17 protein-coding genes are annotated in these 15,191 nt (G+C 68.3%); 10 read left to right on the forward strand and 7 right to left on the reverse strand.

The genetic code is table 11. The features are described from left to right. Nucleotides 1-19: 19 nt before the first annotated feature. Nucleotides 20-1,921 (reverse strand): ribonucleoside-diphosphate reductase subunit alpha, encoded by a 1,902-nt coding sequence (locus MHZ35_RS06835; RefSeq protein WP_239434934.1) that lies wholly within the window; start codon nt 1,919-1,921, stop codon nt 20-22. Nucleotides 1,922-2,330: 409 nt separating this feature from the next. Here MHZ35_RS06835 and MHZ35_RS06840 point away from each other — a divergent pair, with 409 nt between their 5' ends. Next, entirely contained in the window at nt 2,331-3,920 is a 1,590-nt protein-coding gene (locus tag MHZ35_RS06840) for an amidase (RefSeq protein ID WP_239434935.1), read from the forward strand. A gap of 129 nt (nt 3,921-4,049) precedes the next feature. Here the strand turns inward: MHZ35_RS06840 and MHZ35_RS06845 are convergent, their stop codons facing one another. From MHZ35_RS06845 to MHZ35_RS06855, 3 genes are all read right to left on the reverse strand, one after another. Further along, on the reverse strand, nt 4,050-4,448 hold the full coding sequence (locus tag MHZ35_RS06845; protein ID WP_239434936.1) for a DUF4345 domain-containing protein: 399 nt from the start codon (nt 4,446-4,448) through the stop codon (nt 4,050-4,052). Next, nucleotides 4,445-4,906: a DUF2721 domain-containing protein gene (locus tag MHZ35_RS06850; RefSeq protein WP_239434937.1), complete on the reverse strand. Its 462-nt coding sequence runs from the start codon at nt 4,904-4,906 to the stop codon at nt 4,445-4,447. The genes MHZ35_RS06845 and MHZ35_RS06850 overlap by 4 nt, the downstream gene beginning before the upstream one ends. 81 nt (nt 4,907-4,987) lie before the next feature. Then, nucleotides 4,988-5,611, reverse strand: a complete 624-nt coding sequence (locus MHZ35_RS06855) for a DNA-3-methyladenine glycosylase family protein (RefSeq protein ID WP_239434938.1) — start codon at nt 5,609-5,611, stop codon at nt 4,988-4,990. Between the two features lie 78 nt (nt 5,612-5,689). Here MHZ35_RS06855 and MHZ35_RS06860 point away from each other — a divergent pair, with 78 nt between their 5' ends. Continuing rightward, nucleotides 5,690-6,007, forward strand: a complete 318-nt coding sequence (locus tag MHZ35_RS06860; RefSeq protein WP_125961975.1) for a 2Fe-2S iron-sulfur cluster-binding protein — start codon at nt 5,690-5,692, stop codon at nt 6,005-6,007. Between the two features lie 2 nt (nt 6,008-6,009). Here MHZ35_RS06860 and MHZ35_RS06865 read toward each other — a convergent pair whose 3' ends face one another. Next, nucleotides 6,010-7,011: a quinone-dependent dihydroorotate dehydrogenase gene (locus tag MHZ35_RS06865; RefSeq protein ID WP_239434939.1), complete on the reverse strand. Its 1,002-nt coding sequence runs from the start codon at nt 7,009-7,011 to the stop codon at nt 6,010-6,012. A gap of 181 nt (nt 7,012-7,192) precedes the next feature. Here MHZ35_RS06865 and MHZ35_RS06870 point away from each other — a divergent pair, with 181 nt between their 5' ends. The 8 genes from MHZ35_RS06870 (at nt 7,193) to MHZ35_RS06905 (ending at nt 13,551) form a co-directional block, all read left to right on the forward strand. After that, nucleotides 7,193-7,675, forward strand: a complete 483-nt coding sequence (locus MHZ35_RS06870) for an SUF system Fe-S cluster assembly regulator (protein WP_125962022.1) — start codon at nt 7,193-7,195, stop codon at nt 7,673-7,675. Continuing rightward, nucleotides 7,675-9,138 (forward strand): Fe-S cluster assembly protein SufB, encoded by a 1,464-nt coding sequence (sufB, locus tag MHZ35_RS06875; protein WP_239434940.1) that lies wholly within the window; start codon nt 7,675-7,677, stop codon nt 9,136-9,138. The genes MHZ35_RS06870 and sufB overlap by 1 nt, the downstream gene beginning before the upstream one ends. A gap of 179 nt (nt 9,139-9,317) precedes the next feature. Further along, on the forward strand, nt 9,318-9,680 hold the full coding sequence (locus MHZ35_RS06880) for an endonuclease domain-containing protein (protein WP_239434941.1): 363 nt from the start codon (nt 9,318-9,320) through the stop codon (nt 9,678-9,680). Between the two features lie 2 nt (nt 9,681-9,682). Then, a complete protein-coding gene (gene sufC, locus MHZ35_RS06885) occupies nt 9,683-10,426 on the forward strand; it encodes a Fe-S cluster assembly ATPase SufC (RefSeq protein ID WP_239434985.1) in 744 nt (247 codons plus the stop codon). After that, a complete protein-coding gene (locus MHZ35_RS06890) occupies nt 10,423-11,502 on the forward strand; it encodes a SufD family Fe-S cluster assembly protein (protein WP_239434942.1) in 1,080 nt (359 codons plus the stop codon). The genes sufC and MHZ35_RS06890 overlap by 4 nt, the downstream gene beginning before the upstream one ends. After that, nucleotides 11,499-12,713: a cysteine desulfurase gene (locus MHZ35_RS06895; protein WP_239434943.1), complete on the forward strand. Its 1,215-nt coding sequence runs from the start codon at nt 11,499-11,501 to the stop codon at nt 12,711-12,713. Before MHZ35_RS06890 ends, MHZ35_RS06895 begins: the two co-directional genes overlap by 4 nt. Further along, a complete protein-coding gene (locus tag MHZ35_RS06900; RefSeq protein ID WP_125961981.1) occupies nt 12,713-13,183 on the forward strand; it encodes an SUF system Fe-S cluster assembly protein in 471 nt (156 codons plus the stop codon). The genes MHZ35_RS06895 and MHZ35_RS06900 overlap by 1 nt, the downstream gene beginning before the upstream one ends. 14 nt (nt 13,184-13,197) lie before the next feature. After that, nucleotides 13,198-13,551 (forward strand): HesB/IscA family protein, encoded by a 354-nt coding sequence (locus MHZ35_RS06905; RefSeq protein WP_239434944.1) that lies wholly within the window; start codon nt 13,198-13,200, stop codon nt 13,549-13,551. Nucleotides 13,552-13,719: 168 nt separating this feature from the next. Here the strand turns inward: MHZ35_RS06905 and MHZ35_RS06910 are convergent, their stop codons facing one another. Together MHZ35_RS06910 and MHZ35_RS06915 are read right to left on the reverse strand one after the other, a co-directional pair. After that, the gene (locus MHZ35_RS06910; RefSeq protein ID WP_239434945.1) at nt 13,720-14,412 is read right to left on the reverse strand and encodes a hypothetical protein; all 693 of its coding nucleotides are present in this window, start codon (nt 14,410-14,412) and stop codon (nt 13,720-13,722) included. A gap of 52 nt (nt 14,413-14,464) precedes the next feature. Beyond that, nucleotides 14,465-15,148 carry an arylesterase gene (locus MHZ35_RS06915; protein ID WP_239434946.1) on the reverse strand — a complete coding sequence of 228 codons (684 nt, stop codon included), beginning with the start codon at nt 15,146-15,148 and terminating at the stop codon, nt 14,465-14,467. Nucleotides 15,149-15,191 lie beyond the last annotated feature (43 nt).

Here is a 15,191-nt window from a genome sequence, read left to right on the forward strand (position 1 = left end):
GACGGGCGGCTGCGCGGCCTTACTGGCAGGCCAGGCACTCGTCGTAGTCGGTGCTCTCGCCGATTTCGAACTTCGGCGCCTCGGGCGTGTTGTCCGCCTCGACGCCGCCGGTGCCGGCGAAGCCTGCGCGCTGAATCGACTTCGAGCGCAGGTAATAGAGCGACTTGATGCCCAGCTCCCAGGCGCGGAAGTGGAGCATCAGCAGGTCCCACTTCTCCACGTCGGCCGGGATGAACAGGTTCAGCGACTGCGCCTGGTCGATATAGGGCGTGCGGTCACCGGCCAGTTCGAGCAGCCAGCGCTGGTCGATCTCGAAGCTGGTCTTGAAGCACGCCTTTTCGTCCGCCGACAGGAAGTCGAGGTGCTGGACCGAGCCGCCATGCTCGAGGATCGAGTTCCAGACCGCGTCCGAATCCTTCGACTTCTCGCGCAGCAGCTTCTGGAGGTGCGGGTTTTTGACCGCGGTCGAGCCCGACAGCGTCTTGTGCGTGTACATGTTCGCCGGGATCGGCTCGATGCACGCCGAGGTGCCGCCGCAGATGATCGAGATCGATGCCGTCGGCGCGATCGCCATCTTGCAGCTGAACCGCTCCATCACGCCCATGTCGGCGGCGTCGGGGCAGGGGCCGCGCTCGACCGCCAGCTGCATCGACGCCTCGTTCACCTGGGCGTTGATGTGCTTGAAGATCTTGAGGTTCCACGACTTGGCCATCGCCCCCTCGAACGGCAGCCCGCGCGCCTGGAGGAAGCTGTGGAAGCCCATGACGCCCAGACCCACCGAACGCTCGCGCTCGGCCGAATAGCGGGCGCGCGCCATCTCGTCGGGGGCGTTCTTGATGTAGTCGGTCAGCACGTTGTCGAGGAAGCGCATCACGTCCTCGATGAAGCGCTTGTCGCCGTTCCACTCGTCCCACTTCTCAAGGTTGAGGGAGGAGAGGCAGCACACCGCGGTGCGATCGTTGCCGAGATGGTCGGTGCCGGTCGGCAGCGTGATTTCCGAGCAGAGGTTCGAGGTCGAGACCTTGAGCCCCAGGTCGCGATGATGCTTGGGCATCGTCGAGTTCACATGGTCGGAGAAGACGATGTACGGCTCACCGGTGGCGAGGCGGACCTCGACCAGCTTCTGGAACAGCGCGCGTGCGTCCACCTTACCGCGGACCGAGCCGTCCTTGGGGCTCTTGAGCTCCCATTCGGCGCCCGCGCGCACCGCTTCCATGAACGCGTCGGGGATCAGCACGCCGTGGTGCAGGTTCAGCGCCTTGCGGTTGAAGTCGCCCGAGGTTTTGCGGATCTCCAGGAACTCCTCGATCTCCGGGTGGGAGATGTCGAGGTAGCAGGCGGCCGAGCCGCGGCGGAGCGACCCCTGCGAAATCGCGAGGGTGAGCGAATCCATCACGCGCACGAACGGGATGATGCCGCTGGTCTTGCCGTTGAGGCCCACCGGCTCGCCGATGCCGCGGACATTGCCCCAATAGGTGCCGATGCCGCCGCCGCGCGATGCCAGCCAGACGTTCTCGTTCCAAGTCTCGACAATGCCTTCCAGGCTGTCGGGAACCGAGTTCAGGTAGCAGGAGATCGGCAGGCCGCGGCCGGTGCCGCCGTTGGACAGCACGGGCGTCGCCGGCATGAACCACAGGCGCGAGATATAGTCGTACACGCGCTGCGCATGCGCGGCATCGTCGGCGTAGGCGGAGGCCACACGCACGAACAGGTCCTGGAACGACTCACCGGGCAGCAGATAGCGGTCGGTCAGCGTCTCCTTGCCGAACTCGGTCAGCAGCGCGTCGCGCGCATGGTCGACCTCGACCGGATAGGGCCGGGCGATCGAGCGGCTGTCGCGCGCGGCCGCAGGGGCGGGTGCGTCCAGCGTGGTCGTGCTGTCGCCTGCGCGATTGTCCTGGCTGTCCCTGCTGAAGTCCATGCTGCCCTCGTTCCAAATGTCTTGTTCGCGGCCTTGGCAGGCCCGATGTAGCGTCGCCGAACACGGCCGCAACCAGCCCGCGTGAGCCACCTGCACCGTCAAAAAACGCGGCTTTTCCGCCGCATTCCGTTCAAACTGGAAGCCTTCGCTGGATACCAGCGATAGCGCCGCTTCCCAGGCGCCACCACAAGACTTGGTGTCGCGCAAACCTCGGCGGCTTGCAAGATCGCTCGTCGCAGTGAATCCGGCGTTCATCGTTCCCCGGCGCGCGCGACGCGTGGACATTCCTAGCGTTCAAGCGAAAACCGCAGCCTCAAAAAATTTTCGCCTGCGCCCGGCAGCCCTGCCGGCCCCGTTGCAAGCGGTCGCTGCCGGCCTCAAGCTGCGTCCACAAGCTAGGGAGTATGGGATGCGGCGGGTACAAGGGGGAATGCTGGGATTGGCGCTGCTGGCGCTTGCGACGACCGCACGCGCGGAGCCGCCCCAGACGCCTCCCATCGAGGAACTCTCCCTCTCCGACGCGGCAGCCGCGCTGGCCGCGGGCACCAGCAGCGAGGCGCTGACTCGCGCCTATCTCGCGCGCATCGAGGCGATCGACCGCAAGGGGCCGTCGCTGCGCAGCGTCATCGCCGTCAACCCCGAGGCGCTGGCGCAGGCGCGCGCGCTCGACGCCGAGCGGCGCGCAGGACGCATCCGCGGTCCGCTCCATGGCGTACCGTTGCTGATCAAGGACAATATCGAGACTCGGGAACTGCCGACCACCGCCGGCAGCCTGGCGCTCAAGGACAATCGCACCGGCCGCGATGCGCCGGTGGTGGCGCGGCTGCGTGCGGCAGGCGCCGTGATCCTGGGCAAGACCAACCTGTCCGAATGGGCGAACATCCGCTCTTCCGGGTCGATCAGCGGATGGAGCGCAATCGGCGGGCTGGTCCGCAACCCCTACGCGCTCGACCGGACCGCGTGTGGCTCGTCGAGCGGCAGCGGCGCCGCGGCCGCCGCCAGCCTCGCCGCGGCGGCGGTGGGGACGGAGACCGACGGCTCGGTCGTGTGCCCGGCGGCGATGAACGGGCTGGTGGGGCTCAAGCCGACGATCGGCTTGGTCAGCCGCACCCACATCGTGCCCATCAGCCACAGCCAGGACACCGCGGGCCCGATGGCGCGCAGCGTGCGCGATACGGCGCTGCTGTTCTCGGCAATGGTCGGCAGCGACCCGGCCGACCCGACCACGCGCGACGCCGACCGGCACCGCACCGACTATGCCGCCGCGCTCTCGGCCGACGCGCTGAAGGGCGTGCGCGTGGGCGTGCTCCGCCCGGAGATGTCGGCACCGCTGGCGAAGCAATATGATGCGGCGCTCGCGGTGCTGCGCGCGGCAGGCGCGACCCTGGTCGACGTGACGCCACCCAAGCTGGACGGGCTGGGCGAGGCCGAGTTCCTGGTGCTGAAGGCCGAGCTGAAGGCCGACCTCAACGCCTATCTCGCGACCACGCCGCCCGCCGTGAAGGCCCGCACGCTCGCCGACGTGATCGCCTTCAACGCCGAGCATGCCGATACCGAGATGCGCTTCTTCGGCCAGGATACGTTCGAGGCGGCGCAGAAGATGCCCGGTCTCGAAGACCCCGCCTATAAGGAAGCGCGCGCCAAGGCGCTGCGGCTCGCGGGTGCCGAAGGCATCGACGCGATGCTGGGCCAGGCAAAGGTGCAGCTGCTGGTGTCGCCGACCTATGGCCTGCCGTGGCTGTCCGATCCGGTGCACGGCGACCACTTCGTGCCGCCCTCGGCCAGTGAGCTCCCGGCGGTGGCCGGCACGCCGCACCTGACCGTCCCGATGGGGCTGGTGCAGGGGCTGCCCGCCGGCTTGTCCTTCCTCGGCCCCAAGTACAGCGAGGCGCTGCTGCTGGGCGCCGGCTATGCGTTCGAGCAGCGCGGCCGCCTGCGGGTGAAGCCCGGCTATGTGGCGAGCGTGCCGACGGAGCGCGGGCTGGAAGGGGCGCGGTAGACGGCCTAGCGCGCGCCTCCCGCGTGCTCCTGCGCAGGCAGGAGCCCAGGACCCCGGGCGCGACCGTGCTTTCTGCTGGGCCCTGGATCCCCGCCTGCGCGGGGATACGGAAGGAAGTGCGACGAAGACCTACTCGCGCCAGCGGCGTTGCAGGCTCGCCTGCCATAGCAACACCAGCGGTACCGCGCCCAGCTCCACGCACAGCCCGACCAGATGCCCCGTCGACGGCGGGCCAACCTCGATCAGCGACCAGGCCCGTGCCAAGCCGCCGATCACCACCATCATCCCCAGCAGGCGAAAGTGCGCGGCTTGGCGCTCGATGGCGGGGATGCAGCTGGCAAAGCCCAGCGCCATCCCCAGGAACACGCCGGACAGGTAGCGGAAATGGCTGTCGAGGTCCGCGCGCACGGCGTCGTGCGCCAGCCACCCGGCCCCGCGCAGGATGCCGACGCTCGCCGTGGACAGTGGGATCAGGCACAATAGGGCCACGACCGCCTGCAGCAGCCGGCGCTCGGCGCCTCTGGTCACGGCAGCGGCAGTTCGAGCAGGTCGGAGCGGACGCGGATCGCGCGCACGGACATGTGGATCTCGATCAGGAAGCAGATCAGCCCGCCGGTCAGCAGCAGCATCGAGACGATGAAGGCCACCGCGATCACCTGGCCGATCTGGAAATTGCCCAGTTCGGCCACGAATAGCATCGCCACCACCAGACAGATCGCGATCGCGGCCATGACGACCAGATAGACCGCGTTGTTGATCATGCGGATACGCCCGTCGATCAGCCGCAGCTCCGCCACGTGCTGGACCCGCTCGGGATCGTCGCCGCGCAGCTGCAACGCGGTCAGCTGGCGCGAGCGGTCGACGATGCGGGCCAGCCGCCCGACCATCACGTTCAGGATCGCGCCGAGGCCGGCGAGCAGGAAGACGGGCGCGATCGCGACCTGGATCGTTTCCGCGACGGTGGAGAGGACGGGAGAGAATGCCACGCGCCCGTTATTCGTGGGCCGCCAAGGTTGCGCAAGCGAAATGGTGGCATCGGGCGCTGCCGGTCGAGCCGCACCGGACGATCAGATCACCTCCATCTTGCTGTTGTAATGGTGCCAGGCGAGGATCGCCGCGGCCCCGCGGTGTGGGCGCCAGCCTTCCGCCAACACCCGCACCAGCTTCTCGTTCGGGCGTTCGGCGTGGCCCAGGATGCGCCCGACCTCCACCTGCACCGCGAGGTCGCCGGCCGGCCAGATGTCCGGCCGCCCCTCCGCGAACAACAGGTAGATTTCCGCCGACCAGCGCCCGATCCCCTTGATGCGGGTAAGCGCCGTGATCGCTTCCTCGTCATCCGTCGGCAGCGCGGCCAGGTCCAGTCGCCCGCTCGCCACTTCGTCGGCCAAGCTGCGGGCATAGCCGATCTTCTGCCGGGAAAGCCCGGCGGCGCGCAGCGTCTCGTCGCTTGCGGCGGCGAGACGGGCGGGGTCCTCGACCTCGCCCAGCGCCTCCTCCAGCCGGCGCCACACGGCGGCGGCGGCATGGACGCTCACCTGCTGGCCGACGATCGTGCGCAGCAGCGTCGCATAGCCGGGCTCGCGGATGCGGGGCGGGGGATAGCCGACGCGCCCGACCGCGGCGGCGAATGCGGGCTCGATCGCGGCGAGGGCATCCAGTGCCTCGCGCAGCTGTTGTGCGCTCAGGCCCATGCCTGCATCCGAGCCCGTGCGCCTTGAATTTGGCGGCGGCGGTCGCCAATGCCCTGACAGCTGTTCTGGAGAAAATGCATGCCCACGCTTACCGTTACCACGCGCGAAGGAGAAGAACGCAGCGTGCCCGCAGAGGTCGGCCTGAGCGTGATGGAAGTGATCCGCGACGCCGGCTTCGATGAGTTGCTGGCGCTGTGCGGCGGCTGCTGCAGCTGCGCGACCTGCCACGTCCATGTCGACGCGGAATTCCTGCCGCTGCTGCCGCAGATGAGCGAGGACGAAGACGAGCTGCTCGACAGCACGTCGGACCGTGACGAACGCTCGCGCCTGTCGTGCCAGATCCAGTTCACCCCGGCCCTCGACGGCCTGCGCGTGACCATCGCCGCGGAGGACTGAGGCTAGGGCCGGAGTCCTGCGACGATCCGACGCGCGAGGCCCGGCCCCTCGAACACCAGCGCCGAGTAGAGCTGGACCAGGCTGGCACCCGCATCGAGCCGACGCTGCGCTTCGTCCGCCGAGCCGATGCCGCCGACCGACACCAGCGGCAGCTGCCCGCCTGTGAAGTCGCGCGCTTCGGCAAGCCTGGCGCGGGCGAGCGCGGCGAGCGGGGCGCCCGAAAGCCCGCCCGTCTCGCCCGCATTCGCCGACCGCAGCCCCGCCGGCCGCGAGATGGTGGTGTTGGAGACGACCAGCGCGTCGATGCCGCCGTCGATCGCCGCACGGGCCGCGACCTCCAGCCCGGCGCGATCGAGATCGGGCGCCACCTTCAGGAACAGCGGCACGCGTCGGACCGCCAAGTGGCGTGCGGCGTCGCAGGCGGCGATCAGCTCGCCCAGCGCCGGCTGTGCCTGCAGGTTGCGCAGGCCCGGCGTGTTGGGCGAGCTGATGTTGATCGTCAGATAGTCGGCGAAGGGCGCTGCCTTCGTGATGCCGGCGACATAATCCGCGATGGCGCTGTCGCCTGCCACCGATTCCTTGTTGGCGCCGACGTTGATGCCGAGCACGCCGCGGCGCTCGGGCATTCGGGCGATGCGGTCGAGCGCCGCGTCGAGCCCGCCGTTGTTGAACCCCATGCGGTTGATGACAGCGCGGTCCTCCACCAGCCGGAACAGCCGCGGTTGCGGATTGCCCGGCTGCGGGCGCGGGGTGAGCGTGCCGACCTCGACCGAACCGAAGCCGAGCGCGAAGAAGCCGGCGACGGCCTCCGCATCCTTGTCGACGCCCGCCGCGAGCCCGACCGGGTTCGGGAAGCGCAGCCCTGCGATTGTGACCGGCATCTCGCGGGCGGCACCGGGCGCGAACGGCGTACCGGCGGCACCCCAGGCAGCCAACATGCGGATCGTCAGGCGGTGCGCAAGCTCGGCATCGAGCGAGAACAGCAGGGGATGGTAGAAGCGCATCGCCCGGCTATGGCAGCGGCGGGAAGGGGGGTCAAAGCCTGCGAGTGTCCCGGCGCGGCCGGCCGATTACTGTGATCGGAACAATAACGCCGAAGAAGCCTTCGCGCCTGCAAAATCCGGTTGACCCCAAGGGTCGCTGCTCCCATTTGCAATTCAGACCGGAATGATCCGATTGGGAGCCATGCGACTTTCCAGCCTTGCCGACTATGCCGTCGTGATGATGAGCGCGACCGCGCGCCACTGCGGGGGCGTGGCGCGGCTCAACGCGACGCGGCTAGCGGAGGACACGGGCCTGCCGCTGCCGACCGTCCAGAAGCTGGTGAGCCGCCTGTCGGCCGCCGGGCTGGTGGAGACCGGGCGGGGCGCTGCCGGCGGCTTCCGGCTGGCACGGCCCGCGGCGGCGATTTCGCTTGCTGACATCGTCGAGGCGGTGGAAGGGCCGATCGCGCTCACCACCTGCGTCGATGCCGACCGCCACGACTGCGCGGTGGAGGGCAGCTGCCGGGTCCGCCCGCACTGGGGCGGCGTCAACGCCCTGGTTCGCGATGCGCTGGCCTCGGTCAGCCTGGCAACGATTTCTTCCTCTGCAGGCCCCGAGCCTGTTGAACCAACCCTTTCCCAACTGGACCCCGCGCTTCGCCCGGGTGCCGGAGTGCACGCATAATGGCTACCAAGAACGCAGAGGCGCTCGCCGCCGCCAACAAGAAGTACGAGTGGGGCTTCTCCTCGGACATCGAGCAGGACTTCGCGCCCAAGGGGCTGAGCGAGGACACCGTCCGCTACATCAGCGCCAAGAAGGGTGAGCCCGAATGGATGCTCGACTGGCGCCTGAAGGCGTTCCGCCTGTGGCAGACGATGGAGGCGCCGGACTGGTCGAAGCTCAACGTCCCGCCGATCGACTATCAGGACGCGTACTATTACGCCGAGCCCAAGGCGAAGCCGAAGCTCGGCAGCCTGGACGAGGTCGATCCCGAGATCCTGCGCGTCTATGAGAAGCTCGGCATCCCGATTGAGGAGCAGAAGATGCTCGCCGGGGTCGAGGGCGCGCGCAAGGTCGCGGTCGACGCGGTGTTCGACAGCGTCTCGGTCGCCACCACGTTCCGCAAGGAGCTGGAGGCCGCCGGCGTCATCTTCCGCTCGATCTCGGAAGCGATCCGGGAATACCCCGATCTGGTCCGCAAGTGGCTCGGCAAGGTCGTGCCGCAGCGGGATAACTATTTCGCGACGCTGAACTCCGCGGTCTTTTCCGACGGCACCTTCGTCTACATTCCCGAGGGCGTGCGCTGCCCGATGGAGCTGTCGACCTATTTCCGCATCAATGCGGAGAACACCGGCCAGTTCGAGCGCACGCTGATCGTCGCCGACAAGGGCTCGTACGTCTCCTACCTCGAGGGCTGCACCGCGCCGATGCGCGACGAGAACCAGCTGCACGCGGCCGTGGTCGAGCTGGTCGCGCTGGACGATGCCGAGATCAAATATTCGACCGTTCAGAACTGGTACCCGGGCGACGAGAATGGCGTCGGCGGCATCTATAACTTCGTCACCAAGCGTGCGCTGTGCCAGGGCAAGAACTCGAAGGTGTCGTGGACCCAGGTCGAGACCGGCTCCGCCATCACCTGGAAGTACCCCAGCTGCGTGCTGGCGGGCGAGAACAGCGTCGGCGAATTCTATTCGGTGGCCGTCACCAACAATCGCCAGCAGGCCGATACCGGCACCAAGATGATCCACCTGGGCAAGGGCAGCCGCTCGACCATCGTGTCGAAGGGCATTTCCGCCGGCCGCTCGGACAACACCTATCGCGGGCTGGTGCGCGTCGGCCCGACCGCCGAGAACGTCCGCAACTTCACCCAGTGCGACAGCCTGTTGCTGGGCGATCAGTGCGGCGCGCACACCGTGCCGTACATCGAGGTGCGCAATCCCTCGGCGCAGATCGAGCATGAGGCGACGACCTCGAAGATCAGCGAGGACCAGCTGTTCTACGCGATGCAGCGCGGGCTCGACCAGGAAGCGGCGGTCGCGCTGATCGTCAACGGCTTCGCCCGCGAGGTGCTGCAGCAGCTGCCGATGGAGTTCGCGGTCGAGGCACAGAAGCTGCTGGGGATTTCGCTGGAAGGCAGCGTGGGTTGATGCAGGAAGGCCCCACCCCAACCCCTCCCCTGAAGGGGAGGGGCTTTGAAAGTGAAGAAGGCCGTTCCCTGAAGGGGAGCGGACTGGAAACTCTTGCGACCCCTCCCCTTCAGGGGAGGGGCAAGGGGTGGGGCCTGTCCAAGCAGACCCTCGCACCGTTGCAGGCGCATGCAGTCACCATGCGCCGCGAACCCACCGAACCCGAAAAGCGGCTTTGGCGTGCGCTTTCCGGCAGTAAGCTTGCCGGCTTCAAATTTCGGCGGCAGGCAGTAATCGGCCGCTATATCGCCGACTTCCTTTGTCCGCAGAAGGCGCTGGTGGTGGAAGTCGATGGCGACACGCACGCCGAAGGCGTTGATGCGGTGCGCGACGCCTGGCTTGTCGCGCATGGCTACCTCGTGGTCCGCGTTCTCAATCGGGACGTGCTGAACAACATGGAAGGCGTGCTCACGCATATTGTGCACGCGCTGAACAACGCGCCGGATCGCTGGTCCGGCCCCCACCCCAACCCCTCCCCTGAAGGGGAGGGGCTTGAAAGATGACGATGCTCAAGATTGAAAACCTGCACGCCGAGATCGACGGCAAGCCGATCCTGAAGGGCCTTTCGCTGACCGTGAATGCGGGCGAAGTGCACGCGATCATGGGGCCGAACGGCGCCGGCAAGTCGACGCTCGGCTATGTGCTCGGCGGGCGTCCCGGCTATGAGGTGACCGAGGGTTCGGTGACCTTCGCGGGCGAGGACCTGCTGGAGATGGAGGCGGACGCACGCGCGGCTGCCGGCCTGTTCCTGGGCTTCCAGTATCCGGTCGAAATCCCCGGCGTCTCCAACGTCCAGTTCCTGCGCGAGGCGTTGAACGCCCAGCGCAAGGCGCGTGACGAGAAGCCGCTGTCGGGTGGCGAATTCCTGAAGCTCGCCCGCGCACAGGCCGATGCGCTCAGCATGGACGCCGAGATGCTCAAGCGCCCGGTCAACGTCGGCTTCTCGGGCGGCGAGAAAAAGCGCAACGAGATGGTGCAGATGGGCATCCTCGATCCCACGCTCGCGATCCTGGACGAGACCGACTCCGGCCTCGACATCGACGCGCTGCGCATCGTCGGCGACGGCATCAACCGCATCATGCGCGCGCCCGACAAGGCGGTGATCCTGATCACCCACTATCAGCGGCTGCTCGATTACGTGAAGCCGGACGTCGTCCATGTGCTCGCCGACGGGCGGATCGTGCGCACCGGCGGTGCCGAACTCGCGCTCGAGCTGGAGCGCGAGGGCTACGCGCAGGTGGCGGCGTGAGCACCCTCGAACTCCCGTCGCCCAAGCTGGAGCGGTGGCGCTGGGCGGACCTGCCGGCGCTGCAGCGTGCGGCCGAGAGCCCGCGTGGGCCCGCGCCCGATCTGGAATCCGCGCTGCTGCCGCTCGACGGCCCGCGGCTGGTGTTCGTCGACGGCGTCTTCGACGCGGAGCGTAGCGCGCCGGGGCCGGTGACCGTGGGCCGCCGCGCATGGACGAGCGAGCACCCGCTCGCCCGCTTCGGGCAGCTTGAGGGCTGGGCACTCGACCTGAGCCAGGAGGCGGTGGGCGATCCGATCCAGATCGTCCATCTGGGGTCGGGCGGCGACAATCATCTGCGCGGGTTCATCGCGCTTGCGGCCGATGCTGCGGCGTCGGTGGTCGAGACCTTCGTCGGCAGCGGCTGGGCCAATCGCCAGACCCGCATCGAGCTTGCGCGCGGTGCGCGGCTGATGCGGTCGGTGCGGCTGATCCAGGCGGACGGCTTCGTCTCGATCCGCGATGAGGTCGATGTCGGCCAGGCGGCAAGCTATGCCGCGACCTTCCTGGGTGCCGGCGGCATGAGCAGCCGCATCGACGGCGAACTCGTCGTCAGCGGCACCGATGCCTATGCCGAAATGGGCGGCGCGCTGCTGACCCGCGGCGAGCAGCGTCAGGAATGCGCGGTCACCGTGCGCCACGCCGCCGAACGCGGCACCAGCCACCAGACCTGGCGCGCGGTTGCCGCCGACCAGTCGGCCGCGAGCCTCGCCGCCCGCGTCGACGTCGCCCGCGGTGCGCAGAAGACGGATGGCGAGCAGTCGCTCCGCGGCATCCTGCTCCAGCGCACGGCGACGGTGAACCTCAAGCCTGAGCTGGAGATCTTTGCCGACGACGTGAAGTGCGCGCATGGCGCGACCGTGGGCGAGCTCGACAATCGCGCGCTCTTCTACCTCCAGAGCCGCGGCGTGCCGCGCCCGCGCGCCAAGGCGCTGCTGACCCGTGCCTTCGTGGCGGACTCGCTCGACCGCATCGGCCAGGAGACCGTGCGCGAGGCATTCGTGGCCGACGCCGACCGGTGGCTGGAAGCGGCGCTGTGACCGTGCTGGCCGACACCCGTCCGCTCGACGTGGTCGCCGATTTCCCGGCGATCCCGGCGGGCTATGCCTATCTCGACACCGCCGCGACCGCGCAGAAGCCGCGGCCGGTGCTCGACGCGATCGCGCGCGGCTATGGCGAGACCTATGCCACCGTCCACCGCGGCGTCTACCAGCGCTCGGCCGACATGACGCTGGCGTTCGAAGCGGCGCGGCGGCGGGTGGCGGACTTCATCGGCGCGCGCTCGCCGGACGAGATCGTCTTCACCCGCGGCGCGACCGAGGGGATCAACCTGGTCGCGCAATGCTGGGCCGGCACGCAGCTGAAGGCGGGCGACCGCATCCTGCTGTCGATGCTGGAGCACCACAGCAACATCGTGCCGTGGCAGATGGTCGCCGAGCGCGTGGGCGCGGCGATCGACGTCGTGCCGCTCACCGCCGACGGCCGCATCGACCTCGACGTGATGGCGCAGATGCTGCGGCCCGAGCACAAGCTGGTCGCGCTCGCCCATGTCTCCAACGTGCTGGGCTCGGTACTCGACGTGCAGCGCGCGGTGACGCTGGCGCATGGCGTCGGCGCCAAGATCCTGATCGACGGCTGCCAGGCGGTCGCACGGCTGCCGGTCGACGTGGCCGCGCTCGGCTGCGACTTCTACGTCTTCTCCGGCCACAAGCTCTACGGTCCCACGGGCATCGGCGTGCTGTGGGGCAGGGGCGAGCTGCTGGAGGCGATGCCGCCCTACCAGGGTGGCGGCTCGATGATCGATCGGGTGACGTTCGAGCGCACCACCTACGCCCCGCCGCCGGGCCGGTTCGAGGCGGGGACGCCGCACATCGTCGGCGTGCTCGGGCTGCATGCCGCGATCGACTATGTCGCGGGCATCGGCCTGGACGCGATCCACGCGCACGAGACGGCGCTGGTCGCCGCCGCCCGCGAAGGGCTGGGGCGGATCAACTCAGTCACGCTGTTCGGGCCGGAGGATTCCGCCGGCATCGTCAGCTTTGCGTTTCAGGGGGTGCATCCGCACGACATCGGCACCATCTTGGACGAGGAACGCGTGGCGATCCGCGCCGGCCACCATTGCGCACAGCCGCTGATGGACCGGCTCGGCGTGCCGGCGACCGCGCGCGCGAGCTTCGGCGTCTATAATTCGGCCGCCGATGTGGATGCGCTGGTGCGCGGACTGGAACGAGTGAGCAGGATCTTCGGGTAATGGACGAGACACGCAGGATCGCGGTGGAAGAAGTCGACACGGTGGACGCGCCGCGCAAGGCGCGCGTGGACGAGGTGGTCGATGCGGCAGCGGAGCCGCGCCGCCGCGACTATCTGGAAGGCTTCCTGGCGCAGAAGCCGGAGCCGGTGTCGGCCGGCGAGCCGGGCGGCGAAATCTACGACGGCGTCATCGCGGCGCTGAAGGAGATTTATGACCCCGAAATTCCGGTCAATCTCTACGACCTGGGGCTGATCTACGGCGTCGACGTGACCGAGGGCGGTCATGTCGCGGTCACCATGACGCTGACGACGCCGCATTGTCCGGTCGCGGAATCGATGCCGGGCGAGGTCGAACTGCGGGTCGGCGCGGTGCCGGGCGTCGCCACGGCCGAGGTCAACCTCGTGTGGGATCCGCCCTGGGACCCGCAGAAGATGTCCGACGAGGCCAAGCTCGAACTCGGCATGTTGTAAGGGACGAACGACAGATGGCCACCACCCTTCGCCCCCGTCCTGCCGCGCTGACGCTGACCCCGTCGGCCGAGCAGCGCATCGCCGACCTGATGGCCAAGGCGCCCGAGGGCGCGATCGGCGTCAAGCTCTCGACCCCGCGCCGCGGCTGTTCGGGCCTCGCCTACTCCGTCGACTATGTCACCGAGGCCAAGCCGTTCGACGAGCGCATCGACACGCCAAGCGGCACGCTGTTCGTGGATGGCGGCTCGATCCTCTACCTGGTCGGCTCGACCATGGACTGGGTCGAGGACGACTTCACCGCCGGCTTCGTGTTCAACAACCCCAACGCGAAGGGCGCCTGCGGCTGCGGGGAGAGCTTCACGGTCTGAAGGACGCCCCTTTTCCTAGAGAGGGGCGGTTGAATTTGCCCAACCGCCCGTGCTCCTGCGTAGGCAGGAGCCCAGGGTTTCAGGCGCCGTCTTTCGTGGCTCTGGGCTCCTGCCTGCGCAGGAGCACGGATGCGCGTCGGAAACTAGTTTGTTGCGGTCGCGCGGATTTCATCCACAAACGTCCGCTTCGGGGCACGCCTTCAGGGAAAGCACGCGATCAACAATGATCTCGTGCCCCGATAGGCCCATGTGGCCGTATTCTCCCGGGTACATTGTTTTTCGGCCGACGAATTCGATGATCCATCTCCGCCCGCGTGGACGATGCTCGCCGTCCACATAGACACGGCTCATGTCGAGCCAGATCGTCGCCGCCCGGGCTCGTTCGAATTGCTGCCGCCATCCGGCGGATTTCGGATCGGCGCGTGGCCATTCGGGCGGGGTAGTTCCTTCCGGTATGAACGCTTGTCCCTCGAACTCATCGACCCAAACGCCTCGGTAGCGCCGGGGGGCCTCCATCTTGTAGCATTGGTCCGTCGGGATTGATCCGATCGTCCCCGCGTCGATTTGGTAGGCGCAGGGGTACTCCCGCAACGCATGGCCAGCGTAGCGATAGCATCCATGCCCCACATCCGCTTCCGTGCACGGCTTCGTGAGCAGGCGTGCGCGTTCCTGATCTTCCGCGCGGGCGAATACTCGAGAGTCCGGAGGGTCGAACTGCCCGGCGTCGGCCGCGCCGGAACTCAGCGTCACGCAGGCGAGGATCAGGATCAGCCGCCGTGTTCGCATGTGCCTCCCCTTGGTGATCGGAAACCGCGTTGCCGCTGCGTCGAGTGCTCCCGAGGTTTGAGGATGCTGCACCATTCGCCGGACGCTCGCAACGGGCGCGGCGCCCGACCCCGTTACACGTCCCGACCTACTCCACCCGCTGCAGCCGCTCCGTTACCACCGGCGCGATGCGCGTGACCATCTGCTGCACGCCCTTGGCGTTCGGGTGCACCCGGTCGGCCTGCATCAGCGCGGGGTTGCCGATTACGCCGTTCAGCACGAACGGGTAGAGCACCGCGTCATATTCCTCGGCGAGTTCGGGGAAGATGCGGTTGAATGCGCCTGCATAGTCCGCGCCCAGGTTCGGCGGCGCCATCATACCGGTGAGCACCACCGGGATCTTGCGGCGCTTCAACTCGTCCAGCATCGCTTTCAGGTTCTCGCGGGTGGTCGCCGGCGGGATCTGGCGCAGCACGTCGTTGCCGCCCAGGCCCAGCACCACCAGATCCGGCGTGCGCTTCAGATTGTCGAGCGAGAAGGCGAGCCGCTGGCGACCGGCCGCGGTCGTGTCGCCGGACACGCCTGCGTTCACCACGGTGGCGTTGATCCCGGCCCCGCGCAGCGCCGTCTGCAAGCCGTCCGGGAAGCTTTGCCCGCGCGCCAGGCCATAGCCCGCGTAGAGGCTGTCGCCGAACGCCAGCACCAGCCGCTCGGGACCCTGGGGCACGCTCGCCGCGGGTGCCGCGGCCGCCTGCGCGCCGTTCACCGGTACGTTCGCCTGGTCGGCCGGAACCCCTTGCGCGCCCCGATCATCGCAGCCGGCGAGCAGCAAGGCTTGGAGAAGCAGCGTACCCGCTCCATAACGAAAGCTACCA

The organism is Sphingomonas sp. ACRSK (assembly GCF_022346685.1).
Lineage (GTDB): Bacteria > Pseudomonadota > Alphaproteobacteria > Sphingomonadales > Sphingomonadaceae > Sphingomonas > Sphingomonas molluscorum.

What these genes read in the sequence shown, in the direction of transcription:
- MHZ35_RS06860 (WP_125961975.1), top strand. Translation starts at nt 5,690, where the DNA reads ATGCCCACGCTTACCGTTACCACGCGCGAAGGAGAAGAACGCAGCGTG.
- MHZ35_RS06870 (WP_125962022.1), top strand. Translation starts at nt 7,193, where the DNA reads ATGCGACTTTCCAGCCTTGCCGACTATGCCGTCGTGATGATGAGCGCG.
- MHZ35_RS06900 (WP_125961981.1), top strand. Translation starts at nt 12,713, where the DNA reads ATGGACGAGACACGCAGGATCGCGGTGGAAGAAGTCGACACGGTGGAC.
- sufC (WP_239434985.1), top strand. Translation starts at nt 9,683, where the DNA reads ATGCTCAAGATTGAAAACCTGCACGCCGAGATCGACGGCAAGCCGATC.
- MHZ35_RS06840 (WP_239434935.1), top strand. Translation starts at nt 2,331, where the DNA reads ATGCGGCGGGTACAAGGGGGAATGCTGGGATTGGCGCTGCTGGCGCTT.
- MHZ35_RS06855 (WP_239434938.1), bottom strand. Translation starts at nt 5,611, where the DNA reads ATGGGCCTGAGCGCACAACAGCTGCGCGAGGCACTGGATGCCCTCGCC.
- MHZ35_RS06880 (WP_239434941.1), top strand. Translation starts at nt 9,318, where the DNA reads ATGCGCCGCGAACCCACCGAACCCGAAAAGCGGCTTTGGCGTGCGCTT.
- MHZ35_RS06835 (WP_239434934.1), bottom strand. Translation starts at nt 1,921, where the DNA reads ATGGACTTCAGCAGGGACAGCCAGGACAATCGCGCAGGCGACAGCACG.
- MHZ35_RS06910 (WP_239434945.1), bottom strand. Translation starts at nt 14,412, where the DNA reads ATGGTGCAGCATCCTCAAACCTCGGGAGCACTCGACGCAGCGGCAACG.
- sufB (WP_239434940.1), top strand. Translation starts at nt 7,675, where the DNA reads ATGGCTACCAAGAACGCAGAGGCGCTCGCCGCCGCCAACAAGAAGTAC.
- MHZ35_RS06905 (WP_239434944.1), top strand. Translation starts at nt 13,198, where the DNA reads ATGGCCACCACCCTTCGCCCCCGTCCTGCCGCGCTGACGCTGACCCCG.
- MHZ35_RS06865 (WP_239434939.1), bottom strand. Translation starts at nt 7,011, where the DNA reads ATGCGCTTCTACCATCCCCTGCTGTTCTCGCTCGATGCCGAGCTTGCG.